The 14,399-nt window shown below is 72.1% G+C and carries 15 protein-coding genes and 2 tRNA genes; 11 read left to right on the top strand and 6 right to left on the bottom strand.

Going from position 1 to position 14,399, the window contains the following annotated elements; genetic code table 11:
- Window positions 1-14: 14 nt before the first annotated feature.
- Window positions 15-548, bottom strand: coding sequence for a DsbA family protein (locus tag AB0J21_RS23690; protein WP_363148081.1), 534 nt, complete (start codon window positions 546-548; stop codon window positions 15-17).
- Window positions 549-776: 228 nt separating this feature from the next.
- Here AB0J21_RS23690 and AB0J21_RS23685 point away from each other — a divergent pair, with 228 nt between their 5' ends.
- On the top strand, window positions 777-1,235 hold the full coding sequence (locus tag AB0J21_RS23685; RefSeq protein WP_363148080.1) for a hypothetical protein: 459 nt from the start codon (window positions 777-779) through the stop codon (window positions 1,233-1,235).
- Between the two features lie 275 nt (window positions 1,236-1,510).
- Entirely contained in the window at window positions 1,511-1,936 is a 426-nt protein-coding gene (locus AB0J21_RS23680) for a hypothetical protein (RefSeq protein WP_363148197.1), read from the top strand.
- A 115-nt stretch (window positions 1,937-2,051) separates the two neighbouring features.
- On the opposite strand, the gene AB0J21_RS23675 is transcribed toward AB0J21_RS23680, so the two are convergent.
- Entirely contained in the window at window positions 2,052-2,612 is a 561-nt protein-coding gene (locus tag AB0J21_RS23675; RefSeq protein WP_363148079.1) for a CGNR zinc finger domain-containing protein, read from the bottom strand.
- A gap of 231 nt (window positions 2,613-2,843) precedes the next feature.
- On the bottom strand, window positions 2,844-3,257 hold the full coding sequence (locus tag AB0J21_RS23670) for an SsgA family sporulation/cell division regulator (RefSeq protein WP_003959770.1): 414 nt from the start codon (window positions 3,255-3,257) through the stop codon (window positions 2,844-2,846).
- Between the two features lie 389 nt (window positions 3,258-3,646).
- On the opposite strand from AB0J21_RS23670, the gene AB0J21_RS23665 reads away from it, so the two are divergent.
- The 4 genes from AB0J21_RS23665 to AB0J21_RS23650 all read left to right on the top strand — a co-directional run bounded on the left by AB0J21_RS23665 (window position 3,647) and on the right by AB0J21_RS23650 (window position 4,874).
- A complete protein-coding gene (locus AB0J21_RS23665; protein ID WP_363148186.1) occupies window positions 3,647-4,060 on the top strand; it encodes a TIGR02611 family protein in 414 nt (137 codons plus the stop codon).
- Between the two features lie 64 nt (window positions 4,061-4,124).
- Window positions 4,125-4,196 (top strand) — tRNA-Val (locus tag AB0J21_RS23660).
- Between the two features lie 96 nt (window positions 4,197-4,292).
- Window positions 4,293-4,763 (top strand): SRPBCC family protein, encoded by a 471-nt coding sequence (locus AB0J21_RS23655; RefSeq protein ID WP_363148078.1) that lies wholly within the window; start codon window positions 4,293-4,295, stop codon window positions 4,761-4,763.
- Window positions 4,764-4,802: 39 nt separating this feature from the next.
- Window positions 4,803-4,874, top strand: a tRNA-Val gene (locus tag AB0J21_RS23650).
- A gap of 69 nt (window positions 4,875-4,943) precedes the next feature.
- Here AB0J21_RS23650 and AB0J21_RS23645 read toward each other — a convergent pair.
- A complete protein-coding gene (locus AB0J21_RS23645; protein WP_363148077.1) occupies window positions 4,944-5,675 on the bottom strand; it encodes an exonuclease domain-containing protein in 732 nt (243 codons plus the stop codon).
- Between the two features lie 321 nt (window positions 5,676-5,996).
- Here AB0J21_RS23645 and thrS point away from each other — a divergent pair, with 321 nt between their 5' ends.
- Window positions 5,997-7,973: a threonine--tRNA ligase gene (thrS, locus tag AB0J21_RS23640; RefSeq protein WP_363148076.1), complete on the top strand. Its 1,977-nt coding sequence runs from the start codon at window positions 5,997-5,999 to the stop codon at window positions 7,971-7,973.
- Between the two features lie 31 nt (window positions 7,974-8,004).
- On the opposite strand, the gene AB0J21_RS23635 is transcribed toward thrS, so the two are convergent.
- On the bottom strand, window positions 8,005-8,700 hold the full coding sequence (locus AB0J21_RS23635; protein WP_363148075.1) for a potassium channel family protein: 696 nt from the start codon (window positions 8,698-8,700) through the stop codon (window positions 8,005-8,007).
- 67 nt (window positions 8,701-8,767) lie between these two features.
- On the opposite strand from AB0J21_RS23635, the gene AB0J21_RS23630 reads away from it, so the two are divergent.
- Window positions 8,768-9,331: an HIT domain-containing protein gene (locus AB0J21_RS23630; protein WP_363148074.1), complete on the top strand. Its 564-nt coding sequence runs from the start codon at window positions 8,768-8,770 to the stop codon at window positions 9,329-9,331.
- A 79-nt stretch (window positions 9,332-9,410) separates the two neighbouring features.
- Here AB0J21_RS23630 and AB0J21_RS23625 read toward each other — a convergent pair whose 3' ends face one another.
- Window positions 9,411-11,063, bottom strand: a complete 1,653-nt coding sequence (locus AB0J21_RS23625) for a hypothetical protein (protein ID WP_363148073.1) — start codon at window positions 11,061-11,063, stop codon at window positions 9,411-9,413.
- A 485-nt stretch (window positions 11,064-11,548) separates the two neighbouring features.
- Between AB0J21_RS23625 and pgsA the strand changes: the two genes are divergently transcribed.
- The 3 genes from pgsA to AB0J21_RS23610 are packed head-to-tail and all read left to right on the top strand — an operon-like array spanning window position 11,549 to window position 14,297.
- The gene (gene pgsA, locus AB0J21_RS23620) at window positions 11,549-12,217 is read left to right on the top strand and encodes a phosphatidylinositol phosphate synthase (protein WP_363148072.1); all 669 of its coding nucleotides are present in this window, start codon (window positions 11,549-11,551) and stop codon (window positions 12,215-12,217) included.
- A gap of 5 nt (window positions 12,218-12,222) precedes the next feature.
- Complete coding sequence (locus tag AB0J21_RS23615) at window positions 12,223-13,140, top strand: phosphatidylinositol mannoside acyltransferase (protein WP_363148185.1); 918 nt, start codon at window positions 12,223-12,225, stop codon at window positions 13,138-13,140.
- Window positions 13,137-14,297, top strand: a complete 1,161-nt coding sequence (locus AB0J21_RS23610; protein WP_363148071.1) for a glycosyltransferase family 4 protein — start codon at window positions 13,137-13,139, stop codon at window positions 14,295-14,297. The genes AB0J21_RS23615 and AB0J21_RS23610 overlap by 4 nt, the downstream gene beginning before the upstream one ends.
- Window positions 14,298-14,399: the final 102 nt, after the last annotated feature.

Below are 14,399 nucleotides of genomic sequence, written 5' to 3'. Positions count from 1 at the left end.
TCGCCGAGCGGTGCTCAGCCCCGCTCGGCGAGCAGCCGGTCGGCGACGGCCTCGATCCGCTCGCGCAGCCCCTCCTGGGACTTCCCGCCGTCGAGCAGCCGGCCGCCGATCTCGTACGTCGGGGTCCCGGTCACGCCGATGGCCCGGCCCTCGGCCTGGTCGGCGTCGACCGCCAGCAGGTGCCGCCCGTCCACCAGGGCCGTGTCGAACTCCTCGGCGTCGAGGCCCAGCTCCCGCGCCGCCTCGACCAGGAAGGGCTCCCCGCGTTTCGAGAGCTGCTCGACCCGCGTCAGCACCCACTCGACGTAGGGCCATCCCTGCCCCTGGACGGCGGCCTCCTCGGCGGCCTGGGCACCGGCGTACGCGTACTTGTGCTTGTCCAGCGGGAAGTGGCGCAGCCGGATCTCCAGCCGCTCGCCGTAGCGCTCACGCAACGCGCGGAGGTCGTCGAGCGCGCTGCGGCAGTCGGGACACTGGAGCTCGCACCAGACGTCGAGCACGACGGGGGAAGGGGCGGCGGAGTCCGCCACGGGCTTGGGATCGCTCATCCGCCCAGTCTTCCAGGACGCGCGCCGCCCGCCCAACCGGGACCGCAGCAGGAGGAGCGACCCTGAAAAGACCCGGAGATCCGCGAAGGTGGGGCTGGCACCATGGCCCGCCCCCTCGCACGGTGTCACGATGGAGACAGACACGACAAGACACGACAAGAGACGGACACACGGGGCACGTGCGCGGACCCGCCGCGCGCCGCCGCAACCGATGCCTGGAGGGCCCGGATGATAGCCGAGACGATCTGTTCCGCCGTGTCGGCGGCCGGCCTGGGGATCGCCGCGGTCACGGCGTACCGCAAGCGGTTCCTGTCCGCCGCGCGCATCGCGGCCTACTCCCTCGTTCCGCTCGGCCTCGTCATGACGGGCGCCGTGCAGTGGGTCGCCGACACCGCCTTCAGCCCGGTGGCCTGGGCGGGCTTCGGCGTGCTGGGCGCGGCCTGGCTGCTGTTCCTGGCCACCCGGTCCGTGGAGCGGCGGCGGGGCGGCACCCGCAAGGAGCGCAGAGCGGCCGCCCGGGCGGCCCGGCAGGGTGCGGTCGAGCCGGCCGCCTCGGCCCCCTCCCTCGGCGGTTCCTCGCCCACCAGGCCCACGGCGGCGCCGCCCAAGGCCGGAGGCGGCCGGTCGAAGGCACCGGAGGACGATTTCAGTGACATCGAGGCCATCCTCAAGAAGCACGGCATCTGAGCGCCGGCCCCCAGGCACGCGTAACCCCCGTCGGCCGGGGCACTCTCTTCCGCCGGCCCCCGCCAGGCACCGCGCACGGACTGCCCGGCGGGGGTTTTCGTGATCGTCCCGCCATGTGAGACACGCCTGTTCGAACAGTGGCGGGAATCCGGGCAGCTCGCCCGCCCCGGTCACACCGCGTGAAATCGAACTCGCGTCGTCTAACGGTGAATGGCGCCCGCACGGAGCCGTTTTGATCACGTGCGGCCCTCCCGGTGCGTCATGATCACTGCGTCATGCCCGAGACATTTCTGACCGAGGGCCACGCCCTCGGGACGGCAGCCGTTGGCTCCGCCGTCCCCTCACCCCGCCCGCACCCGACCGCCCCCCGGCCCCCGTACGCCCCGGTCGGCGGCCTCGCCGCCCGGCCGAGCCGAGGGTCCTCCCCCTGCCCGGAGACCGTCGAGATCCAGTCCCCCTGTGCCCCCGCGCCGGGAGCGTGCGACCCCGATCCGGCTGTCCCGGTCGCGACGCCTTCCGCCGCCGTGCCGGCCGCCCCGGCGGCGGTGCCCGCCGCCCCCGGGCGGACGCCCGGGGCGCCGCTCACCGGACAGGAGAAGGGATGCCTGTTCGCCCTGTCCCAGCCGCCGCTCATGATCTTCCTGACCGTGGTCGGGCTGCTGCTGCTCATGGGCGCGGTGCACGATCTCTTCATCGCCTGAGCGCCTCGCGGCACAGGCCCGGAGCGGACCGGAAATCCGTCGCCGCGGCTGTGGGGTCCTGTGCGGTCCTGCGCGCTCCTGAGAGCGGCCCTCGGTGACGCCCACCCACGGTGCGTCAGCCCGTGGCGGCTTCCTTGCGGCGGGCCCGGTACGCGGCGACATGGAGGCGGTTGCCGCAGGTGCGGCTGTCGCAGTAGCGACGCGACCGGTTGCGCGACAGGTCCACGAAGGCCCGCCCGCAGTCCGGTGCCTCGCAGCGGCGCAGCCGCTCCCGCTCGCCGGCGACCACGAGGAAGGCCAGAGCCATCCCGCAGTCCGCCGAGAGGTGGTCCGCGATCGAGGCGCCCGGGGCGAAGTAGTGCACGTGCCAGTCGTAGCCGTCGTGGTCGGTCAGCCGTGGTGTGGTCCCCGCCTGCGCCACCAGCTCGTTGAGGATCCGCACGGCTGTCGGCGGGTCCGGGGCCGAGAAGACCTGGGCGAACCGGTCGCGGACCTCCCGCGTGGCCCGGAGATCCTCCGCCCCCAGCAGGCCCGTGTCGCTGATGTCGTGGGAGCGGACGAACTCCTCAAGCTCCCCGAGCCCGGAGAGCCGGTCCGGGCGCTCGCCGTTCGGGGCGGTGTTCACCAGGTCCACCGCCGCCTCCAGCGCGCACCGGGTGTCGTGGGTGATCAGCACCTTGCACTCCCTGCCCCCGTGGCGGGCCGCTGCCCGCCGGTTGACGGCAGATGCTAGCCCTTCCCCGGCCACGGCCGGGGGCGGCGGGAACGTGAACGCGCCCGCCCGGCCGGCACGCACGTGCGTGCCGGCCGGGCGGGCGCGGTGCCTCACACACTGGTCGGGGACCCGCACCGCCGCCCCGAGTCGGGCGGTGCGGGCGGCGCTCTCGCCTCCTGGTCTCAGCTGGGTTCAGCTCTCCGCCAGGATGTGCGAAAGCTCCGTATCGAGATCGAAGTGCCGATGCTCCGTGCCGGGCGGCACGGCGGCGTCGGTGCGCTTGAGGAAGGACTCCAGGGCCCTCGCAGGGGCCTCCAGCAGGGCTTCTCCTTCGGGAGAGCTGAGTGCGATGCAGACGACGCCCTGACCGTGGCTGCGGGACGGCCAGACACGGACGTCGCCGGTGCCCGTGGGCCGGTGCAGGCCCTCGGCGAGGAGATCACGGGCGAAGACCCACTCGACGGTCTCCTCGGCTCCGGTGTGGAAGGTGGCGTGCACGGCGTAGGGATCGGCCGTGTCATACCGCAGCCCCGCCGGGACGGGCAGGGACGACTCGCTCGACACAACGAGGCGCAGGTGCAGCTCGCAGCTGACCGTGGTGTTCATAAGCGCCAGGGCCTTTCGCTCAGTGTGCGCTCGGGGATTCGCACGTCGGCGAAATCGACATGCCACCTACGGTGCCGTTGTAAACCCCTCTGAGGGATTTCGTCTGGTTTGGGTAGCTCGTCCGGATGAGCAAGAATTATCCCGATACCTCCATTCCGGTCGTGGAGGCCGGTCGGGTAAAGTCCCGACCCATGAACACGGGGAGTGACGAGCAGCCCGAGCGGTCCTCGGCCGCGCGGAGTGAGCGCGCCGACACGGTCGGCGACCTCGAAGGAAGCCGCTCTGCGGCGAGCACCCCGGCCCCGGCCGGAAAACCCTCCGGGGCGGCGCGCGGACGGGAATCGGTGGCGACCCGCGCGACCGGGAGCGATTCCGGGGCGGGGTCCCGGGTGAAGAGCGCGAACGAAGCGGAATCCGGAAAGGGCGAGGAACCCGGGCTCGGCTCCCGCGCCCCGCAATTCGTCCAGCGGCGCCGCACGCTCCACCTCAGCTGGCAGGTCGGCGTCTTCGTGCTCGGCCTCGCCGTGGTCGTCGCGGGAGCCCTGATGCTCGTCCTGCCCGGGCCGGGCTGGGTCGTGATCTTCGGCGGCATGGCGATCTGGGCCACCGAGTTCGTCTGGGCGCAGCTCGTCCTGCGGTGGACCAAACGCAAGGTCACCGAGGCCGCCAAGCGCGCGCTCGACCCCAAGGTGCGCCGCCGCAACATCATCCTGACCGCGATCGGTCTGGTGATCATCGCCGCCGTGATCCTGGTCTACGTCGTGAAGTTCGGCCTGGAACTGCCCTGGAACATCGACCGCTGAGCCCGGCCCCCGCGCAGGGCGGACGGAGCACCCGCTGACATGCGGTAATGTTCTGCCTGCGCCCGGGCGATTAGCTCAGTGGGAGAGCGCTTCGTTCACACCGAAGAGGTCACTGGTTCGAACCCAGTATCGCCCACCCCGGACCTGCGGCCCGGAGGCTTCCAAGCCTCCGGGCCGCAGGTGTGTCCGGGGCCGCGCGTGTGTCCGGGCCCGTGCGCGGAAGACTTCCGGCATGAACCTCCACCAGTACCGCTTCCGTGCCCGCTGGGACCTGCCCGCGCCGCCCGCCGTCGTGCACGAGTTCCTCGCCCGCGCCGAGGACTACCCGCGCTGGTGGCCCCAGGTCAGGGAGGCCCATCGGAGCCCCGACGGTCTCGGTGGCAGCGCCCGGGTCCGCGCCTTCCTCCCGTACGACCTGCGGATCACCCTCCGTGAACGGGAACGCGACGCCGGTGCCGGGCTCCTGTCCGCCGAGGTGACCGGCGATCTCGAAGGCTTCCTGCGCTGGACGTTGAGGGCCCGCGAGGGCGGCACCCGCGCCGACTACCTGCAGGAGGTCGAGGTGCGCAGCCCCCTGCTGCGCCGCCTCGTGGTGCCGGGGCGCCCCCTGTTCCGGCTCAACCACCGGCTGATGATGCGCTCCGGGGAGCGGGGCCTGCGCAGGGCCCTCGCCGAACGGCCGACCACCGAAAAGGCGGTTTGAACGAAGAGCGCCGAGCCCTGTATGGTTCATTGCGTTCCCGGGCGATTAGCTCAGTGGGAGAGCGCTTCGTTCACACCGAAGAGGTCACTGGTTCGAACCCAGTATCGCCCACCGGGAAAGCCGGTCCGTCGAGTTGACGGACCGGCTTCTTTGTCTTCCCGCTCGCTCCCGTCCTGCTGCCTAGGCGCCTTCGCTCACCACCCGCAGCCCCGGACGCAGTGGCCACGAAGGGCCCTCGGGCCGCCCTCCCGCCGGCCGTCCGAACCAGGGCTGGCCGCGCGTCTGGCCCGCGTGCCACACCCCCTGCAAGGAGTGCAGTTCCATCGGCGACAGCCGCTCCAGGCGTGCGGAGAAGCGCCGGCCCACCGAACGCACCACCTCCAGCGCCGCGAGCGCCTCGGCCGCCGGGTCGTGGGGCTGCCCCCGCTCCACCCCGTACAGCGCGCACAGGTCCGCCGCCCCTCTGGTGCCCTTGCGGTAGCGGTCCAGATGGCCGTCCAGAACCTTCGGGTCCAGCACCCACAGCGGTTTCCCGGCCAGCCGCTCGGAGAGCCGGCTCGCCCGGTGCCTGCGCAGCTCCCGGTCCAGCACGGTCAGTGCGAACGGCGCGTCCAGGACAACCAGGGGGCGCGCCGTGAGCGCCTGCTCCCGCAGGCCGCGCGCCATCTCGTCCACCGCCGGGGCCGGCCACCGCCCGTTGCGCTGCACGTGTTCGTCGGTCAGCCCGTGCACGGCCGTGGCCGCCGCCGGCAGCGGAACGCCCGGGGACACCAGCCACCGGTCGGTGCGCGGCCTCGCGCCCGGGAAGTCCTGTACGACGACGGCTGCCGAGACGATCCGGTCCCGCTCCGCGTCCAGCCCGGTCGTCTCGATGCCGAAAGCGGCGAGCGGCCCCTCGTACCAGCACGTCATGTCCATCCAACTCCTAGCCCACACAAGGCAGATGGCGTGATTAGTCGTCGAGCAGGTGATACCCGCGCGCCGGTGCGGGTACGCGGGGAGGACGCGGCCGGCCGGTGAGCGGGCGGTGCGCGTACCGGTCGCGTGGCGCGGCGGTACCCGCGCCGTGGTGCGGCGGGCCGCGCCGGGGCGGGCGGGACCGGTCAGGGGCGCCCGGGCGCCGCGGACGCAGGCCGGGGACGGCCCTTTCGCGCCCGGCCCCCCGGGCTCGGTAGCATTCGGGTACACGTGCCGTGCTGTAGGCGCGTGCCCCATCCCAGTCAGGAGAGACCGGTGTCAGACGTCCGTGTGATCATCCAACGCGATTCCGAGCGGGACGAGCGCGTGGTGACGACGGGCACTACGGCCGCCGAGCTCTTCCCGGGCGAGCGCACCGTGATCGCCGCCCGCGTGGATGGCGAGCTGAAGGACCTCGCGTACGCCGTCCAGGACGGCGAGCGCGTCGAGCCCGTCGAGATCTCCTCCGAGGACGGTCTCAACATCCTGCGCCACTCCACCGCGCACGTCATGGCGCAGGCCGTGCAGGAGCTGTTCCCCGAGGCCAAGCTCGGTATCGGCCCGCCCGTCAAGGACGGCTTCTACTACGACTTCGACGTCGAGAAGCCGTTCACGCCCGAGGACCTCAAGGCCGTCGAGAAGAAGATGCAGGAGATCCAGAAGCGCGGTCAGCGCTTCTCGCGGCGGGTCGTGAGCGACGAGGACGCCCGCGCGGAACTGTCCGCGGAGCCGTACAAGCTGGAGCTGATCGGCCTCAAGGGCGGCGCCTCCAGCGAGGACGGCTCGGACGTCGAGGTCGGCGGCGGCGAGCTGACCATCTACGACAACCTCGACCCCAAGAGCGGCGAGCTGTGCTGGAAGGACCTCTGCCGGGGCCCGCACCTGCCCACGACCCGCAACATCCCCGCCTTCAAGCTCATGCGCAACGCCGCCGCGTACTGGCGCGGCAGCGAGAAGAACCCGATGCTCCAGCGCATCTACGGGACCGCCTGGCCCTCCAAGGACGAGCTGAAGGCGCACCTCGAATTCCTCGCCGAGGCCGAGAAGCGCGACCACCGCAAGCTCGGCAACGAACTCGACCTCTTCTCCTTCCCGGAGGAGGTCGGCCCCGGCCTCGCCGTCTTCCACCCCAAGGGCGGCATCATCCGCCGCGCCATGGAGGACTACTCGCGCCGCCGGCACGAGGAGGAGGGGTACGAGTTCGTCTACACCCCGCACGCCACCAAGGGCGCCCTCTTCCAGAAGAGCGGGCACCTCGACTGGTATGCCGACGGCATGTACCCCCCCATGCAGCTCGACGACGGGGTGGACTACTACCTCAAGCCGATGAACTGCCCCATGCACAACCTCGTCTTCGACGCCCGGGGCCGCTCCTACCGCGAGCTGCCGCTGCGGCTGTTCGAGTTCGGCACGGTGTACCGCTACGAGAAGTCCGGGGTCGTGCACGGCCTGACCCGCTCGCGCGGCTTCACGCAGGACGACGCGCACATCTACTGCACCCGCGAGCAGATGGCCGAGGAACTCGACCGGACGCTCACCTTCGTGCTGAACCTGCTGCGCGACTACGGCCTCGACGACTTCTACCTGGAGCTGTCCACGAAGGACCCGGAGAAGTTCGTCGGCACCGACGAGGCGTGGGAGGAGGCGACCGCGACGCTTCAGCAGGTCGCCGAGAAGCAGGGCCTGCCCCTCGTGCCCGACCCGGGCGGGGCCGCGTTCTACGGGCCGAAGATCTCCGTGCAGGCGCGCGACGCGATCGGCCGCACCTGGCAGATGTCGACCGTGCAGCTCGACTTCAACCTGCCCGAGCGCTTCGACCTGGAGTACACGGCGGCCGACGGCTCCAAGCAGCGGCCGGTCATGATCCACCGGGCGCTGTTCGGCTCGATCGAGCGCTTCTTCGCGGTGCTGCTGGAGCACTACGCGGGTGCGATGCCGCCCTGGCTCGCCCCCGTGCAGGCCGTCGGCATCCCGGTCGGCGACGCGCACGTCCCCTACCTCCAGGAGTTCGCCGCCGAGGCCCGCAGGAAGGGCCTGCGGGTCGATGTGGACGCCTCCTCGGACCGGATGCAGAAGAAGATCCGCAACCAGCAGAAGCAGAAGGTCCCCTTCATGATCATCGTCGGCGACGAGGACATGAACGCGGGCACCGTCTCCTTCCGCTACCGCGACGGTTCCCAGGAGAACGGCGTGGCCAGGGAAGAGGCGATCGCCAAGCTGCTCGACGTCGTGGAGCGGCGCGTCCAGGTCTGAGGCCCGCGCGCACCGGCCGGCCCCTGCGGGTTCAGTCCTGCGGGGGCCGGTCCGCGTCCCGCACCGCGGCGTCCTCGTCCCGCTCCGCCGCCCTCGGGTCCTGCGCCCCGAACACCCCGAGCAGCCACGTCGAGAAGGCTCCCGTCACCGCGCCCAGCAGGGCGATCCCGCAGGCCATGAGGAAGACCGCGACGGTACGGCCCCAGCCGGTGACCGGGACGGCGTCGCCGTAGCCGACCGTGCCGAGCGTCGCGCAGGCCCACCACACCGCCTGGCCGAAGGAGCGGATCGAGGCCCCCGGGGCGTCGCGCTCCAGGGCGTACACCGTCAGCGCGCAGGTGTAGCCGAGGGCCAGGACCGCGATCCCGGTGTAGGTGACGACCCGGGCCGGTACCGACAGGAGGGGCCTGCCACGGCGGCGCTGCACCGCCTCGTAGACCCGTACGAAAGCCAGCGGGCGCAGCAGCGGCAGCACCACGATCAGGGTGTTGAGCGGGTGGCGGCGCACGAAGCGGCGGCCGTCCCCGGACCTCCGCCAGCGCGCCGCGTAGTCCAGGGCCGCCGTCGCCCAGGCCAGGGCGATCGCGGCCAGGCACAGGTCGAGCCCCCAGCCCGGGAGGTCCCGCACCAGGACCCGGACCGAGTACGCGACGAGGAAGACGAGCGCGGCGAGACTGAGCGGGGCCTCGCGGTGGGGTCGGCCTGGCGGTCTGCTCTCCTCGTGCACCGGCTCAGCTTGGACCAGGGGCCCGGTCCGAGGGGACCGACGACACGCCCCCGAACAGCGAAGCCATATGCTGCATGCCATGACGAGTGAGCCGGAACAGCAGATCGGAGTGGGGACGCCGGACGCGTTCCAGCGTCTGTGGACGCCCCACCGGATGGCCTACATCCAGGGGGAGAACAAGCCGACCGGCCCGGAGGCCGGGGACGGCTGCCCGTTCTGCGCGATCCCGTCCGCGTCCGACGAGGCCGGCCTCGTCGTGCGCCGCGGCGAGCACGTCTACGCGGTCCTCAACCTGTATCCGTACAACGGCGGGCACCTCATGGTCGTCCCCTACCGGCATGTCGCGGACTACACCGAGCTGACCGGCCCGGAGACCGCCGAACTCGCCGCACTGACCAAGCAGGCCATGGCCGCCCTGCGCACCGCCTCCGGGGCGCACGGCTTCAACATCGGCCTGAACCAGGGCACGGTGGCCGGCGCGGGGATCGCGGCCCATCTGCACCAGCACGTCGTACCGCGCTGGGGCGGGGACACCAACTTCATGCCGGTGATCGGCCAGACCCAGGTGCTGCCCCAACTGCTCGGCGAAACCCGGACGATGATCGCGGCGGCCTGGCCGGACGGGCAGTAGACACCTCGTGCGTCCGGCGAACGAGCCGGGGCCGGCCGTGCGGAGAGCCGGCCCCGGTTTCGCGTCCCGGCGCGGCGGATCAGGCGTCGTAGACGTCGGCCTTGCGGGGGGAGGGGTCCTGCACGGCCCCGCTCAGGGAACCGGCGCGGCTGCCGAAGCTGCTCGTGTCCACGCCGTGCTCGTCCAGCACCCTGATCGCCGCCGCGTGCACGACCCGCAGCACCGGCGTGGCGGCGCGCAGCGCGTCGTCCGCCATGAAGCGGTGCCGCCACGGCTTCGCCGCCCACGCGTGCCGCAGACCGAAGGGCTCGGGCAGCGAGAGCTTGCCACCGAGGTGCTCCAGGACCGGCGGGTACCAGGTGAGTGGCGCGCGCGCCGCTATGCGCACCACCTCGCCCGCGTCGACCAGCGGCAGCGTGCTCGTCTTGGTCTCCCAGAAGCGCACGGACTTCGGCTTGGTCACCGTCTTCGGCGAGGGCTTCGCCATGAACAGGGAGTGCACCGGTCCGAGCGCGTGACCGGTGACCTCGATGCGCAGGGTCTCGTGCAGCACGGTCACCGTGATGAGCATGGTGATGACCAACTGGCCGTCCCAGAGCACGAACTGGGCCCCCAGATAATGCCGGTCGCCCGCGCCGAACTGCTGCTCGTTGCAGATCCGCTGGACCTCGTGGTCACGGATCTGGAAGGCGTCCACGTCAGTGCCCTCGGGCCGCGCCACCGCGCCCGCGTTCTCCCCGATCGGCGTCACGATCCAGTGCCGGACGCTGGGCTCGGGGAAACCGCCCGTGTGCAGGGGGCCCCGGGCCAGCAGCTTCAGCTGGTCGTGGATGGACCGGATCACGTCGTAACTGCGGAAGGGGTGGATCTCCGCGGCCGGATCGCGCGGCACCAGTTCCTCCGCGAGCTGCCAGCTGCCCCACCGCGTCCCCATGCCGAGAATGCCCTTCGGACCGGCGTAGAAGACCGAGTTGGAACGCTGCTCGGCGGTCAGCCGGGCCAGGCTCTGGCGCAGCCGCTCGGCCGCCGTCTCGTTCGGGTTCCTGGGCACCGCCTCGGGGATCTTCGCGCCGAGGCCACCGCCCGAGAGCAGGCTCTCCCAGCGGGTGCGCAGGTCACGGGCGGTGCGCTCGCAGATCTGCTTGGCGAAGTACCAGCCGACGGCCGGGGCGACCACACAGGCCCGCAGGTACCAGGCCCAGAAACCGCCGAAGGGCAGCTTGAGCAGGAACAGCAGGGCCAGTACGCCGAGCGCGATCATGAGCGGCATCACGAGCAGCGAGGCGCGCTTGTTGGAACTCTCCGCGACACTGCGCCGGATCGCGAACCCGGCCAGCCACAGCAGCAGTCCGGGCAGGAACACCACGCCGAACACGAGCATGACGAGGGTCAGCCGCTTGTCGCGCTCGCGGCGGATCCGGTTCGCGGCCAGGCAGTGCTCGACGACGACCTGAGGTTCGGTGCCGAAGGACTGGATCAGCGGGCTGCGGCCGCCGCCGAGCATGCGCGTCTGGACGGCGTGCGAGAACGCCTCGCCGAGATCGGGCCGCAACAGCTTGAGCCGTGGCGCGGACACCTTGCACTCGTGCCACTCGCTGTTGGCCTTGAGTATCTCGTCGACCGGGCCGTCGCGGTACGCGGCGGAGGCGAGGGCCTGGGTCGCCGCCGTCTGCCCGGCGGTCCCCGAGAGCGGCACCTGCGCCCCCGGACTGAAGTCGAAGCTACTGCTCATCCTGCCCCCATCACCGGCGTCCGCTTCCGCGGACATTCCCGACTCCCGCGCCCCGCACACCTGTTGATCAGTTCATCAGCGTATCGGGCCGCGCCCCTTCCGTCACCGGGCCGAGGCAAGACCGGCCGCGCGCACACGGGGCGGACAGCAGCACGGAAGGAGTCGGTCCGCTTGTTCCCGGGCCTCGCGGCCCCCGGGGCGTCGGCAGAAGCCGCCCGGGAACGGCTGAAACGCGTCGTTCGCCCGCGGTGCCCGAAAGCCCGCGGACCGCTCTGGGCGGTGTGCCCGGGCCCCGCGCGGGGGAGGCGCCCTCCGGGACATGACACGCCGACCTCGCCCCGCGGCCGGGCGGCGCGGCACGCGGGCACACCGCGGGACGAGGGCACGGGCCGGGTGCCCGGCGCCCGGGCGGCGGCGCGCGTGACTACGATGGGCCAGCCGGTGGCCGTAGGGGCCGCAAGGCACCCGAAACCTCTGGGAAGGCCATGCTGAACAAGTACGCGCGTGCGTTCTTCACGCGTGTCCTCACGCCGTTCGCCGCGTTTCTGCTCCGGCGGGGGGTGAGCCCCGACGCGGTCACCCTGATCGGGACGGCGGGAGTCGTCGCCGGCGCCCTCGTGTTCTTCCCGCGCGGCGAGTTCTTCTGGGGCACGATCGTCATCACGCTGTTCGTGTTCTCGGACCTCGTGGACGGCAACATGGCACGCCAGGCGGGCATCTCCAGCCGCTGGGGGGCGTTCCTCGACTCGACGCTCGACCGGGTCGCCGACGCCGCGATCTTCGGCGGCTTCACGCTCTGGTACGCGGGCGAGGGCGACAACAACCTGCTGGCCGCGGTCGCCGTCTTCTGCCTGGCGAGCGGACAGGTCGTGTCCTACACCAAGGCCCGCGGCGAGGCGATCGGGCTGCCGGTCGCCGTCAACGGACTCGTCGAGCGCGCCGAACGGCTCGTCATCACCCTCGTCCTCGCCGGACTCGCCGGCTTCCACAACTTCGGGGTGCCGGGCATCCAGGTCCTGCTGCCCATCGCCCTGTGGGTCGTCGCGGCCGGTTCCCTCGTCACCATCGTGCAGCGCGTCGTCACCGTGCGCCGGGAGTCGGCGGAGGCCGACGCCGCGGCCCACGCGGCACAGGGGAGTGAGGCCACCTCGTGACCGGTCTGCCCAGCAGGGACGAACTGACCGACCGGCTCTACGGACTGGGCTGGACCACCGTCAAGACGCTGCCGGAACCGGCCGCGAAGGCGCTGGGCCGCACCATCGCCGACCAGACCTGGAAACGGCGCGGCAAGGGCGTACTGCGGCTGGAGGCCAACCTCAAACGAGTGGTCCCGGACGCCGGGGAGCAGCGGCTCGCCGAACTCTCCCGCGCCGGAATGCGCTCGTACCTGCGGTACTGGATGGAGTCCTTCCGGCTGCCGGCCTGGAGCGAGCGGCGGGTACGCGCCGGATTCACCCCCGAGGGCCTGGAGAACCTGGAGAAGGCCATGGACGCGGGGCGCGGCGTGATACTCGCCCTCCCGCACCTCGCCAACTGGGACCTCGCCGGCGCCTGGGTCACCACCGAGCTCGGCATCCCGTTCACCACGGTCGCCGAACGCCTCAAGCCCGAGTCGCTCTACGACCGGTTCGTCGCCTACCGCGAGGGCCTCGGCATGGAGGTGCTCCCGCACACCGGCGGCGCCGCCTTCGGGACGCTCGCCCGCCGGCTGCGCGCGGGCGGCATGGTGTGCCTGGTCGCCGACCGCGACCTGTCCGCCTCGGGCGTTCAGGTCGACTTCTTCGGCGAGCCCACCCGCATGCCCGCCGGACCCGCGATGCTCGCTCAGCACACCGGGGCGGCGCTCCTGCCGGTGACGCTGTGGTACGACCGCACTCCGGTCATGCGGGGCCGGGTCCACCCCGAGGTCGAGGTCCCCGCCGCCGGTGGCCGGGCCGAGAAGACCGCGCTCATGACGCAGTCGCTCGCCGACGCGTTCGCCACCGGAGTGGCCGCCCACCCCGAGGACTGGCACATGCTCCAGAAGTTCTGGCTCGCCGACCTCAACGGCGCCCCGCCGCGCGAGGAGTCGCCATGAGGATCGGCATCGTCTGCCCGTACTCCTGGGACGTACCGGGCGGCGTCCAGTTCCACATCCGCGACCTCGCCGAGCACCTGATCCGGCTCGGCCACGAGGTGTCCGTCCTCGCCCCGGCCGACGAGGACACCCCGCTGCCGCCGTACGTCGTCTCGGCCGGCCGCGCCGTCCCGGTGCCCTACAACGGCTCGGTGGCCCGGCTCAACTTCGGTTTCCTGTCCGCCGCGCGGGTGCGGCGCTGGCTCCAGCAGGGCCACTTCGACGTCATCCACATCCACGAGCCCTCCTCGCCCTCACTGGGGCTGCTGACCTGCTGGGCGGCGCGCGGACCGATCGTCGCGACCTTCCACACCTCCAACCCGCGCTCCCGGGCCATGATCGCGGCCTACCCGATCCTGCAGGCCGCCCTGGAGAAGATCAGCGCCCGTATCGCGGTCAGCGAGTACGCGCGGCGCACCCTGGTGGAACACCTCGGCGGCGACGCCGTCGTCATCCCCAACGGGGTCGACGTCTCCTTCTTCGCCGATGCCGAGCCCAGGGCCGAGTGGCAGGGCGACACGATCGGCTTCATAGGGCGCATCGACGAGCCCCGCAAGGGCCTGCCCGTCCTCATGAAGGCGCTCCCGGAGATCCTGGCCGCCCGCCCGCAGACCCGCCTGCTGGTGGCCGGACGGGGGGACGAGGAGGAGGCCGTGGAGTCCCTCCCCAGGTCCCTGCGCGACCGCGTCGAGTTCCTCGGCATGGTCAGCGACGAGGACAAGGCCAGGCTGCTGCGCAGCGTCGACCTTTACGTCGCGCCCAACACCGGCGGGGAGAGCTTCGGCATCATCCTCGTCGAGGCGATGTCCGCGGGGGCGGCCGTCCTCGCCAGTGACCTCGACGCCTTCGCCCAGGTCCTCGACCAGGGCTCGGCCGGCGAACTCTTCGCGAACGAGGACGCGGGGGCGCTCGCGCGCTCCGCCCTGCGCCTCCTGGAGGACTCCGCCCGCCGCGACGCGCTGCGGGCCCGGGGCCGCGAACACGTACGCCGCTTCGACTGGTCGACGGTGGGCGCGGACATCCTGGCCGTCTACGAGACGGTGGCCGACGGGGCGGCCTCGGTGGCCACCGACGAGAGGCCGGGCCTGCGACAGCGCTTCGGCCTGGCCCGCGAATAGCCTCCGGCGGGCCCCCGGGGTCGACCTGCGGCCTCCCTTTTGTCCTCAATCGCCGGACGGGCTCAGTGAGTGAACCCGGTGGGCAACCGAACGAGCCCGTCC

It is taken from the genome of Streptomyces sp. NPDC049954, assembly GCF_040656295.1.
Classification (GTDB): domain Bacteria; phylum Actinomycetota; class Actinomycetes; order Streptomycetales; family Streptomycetaceae; genus Streptomyces.
The sequence above is the reverse complement of the archived record's forward strand: the minus strand, read 5'-3'. Positions and strand labels throughout refer to the sequence as shown.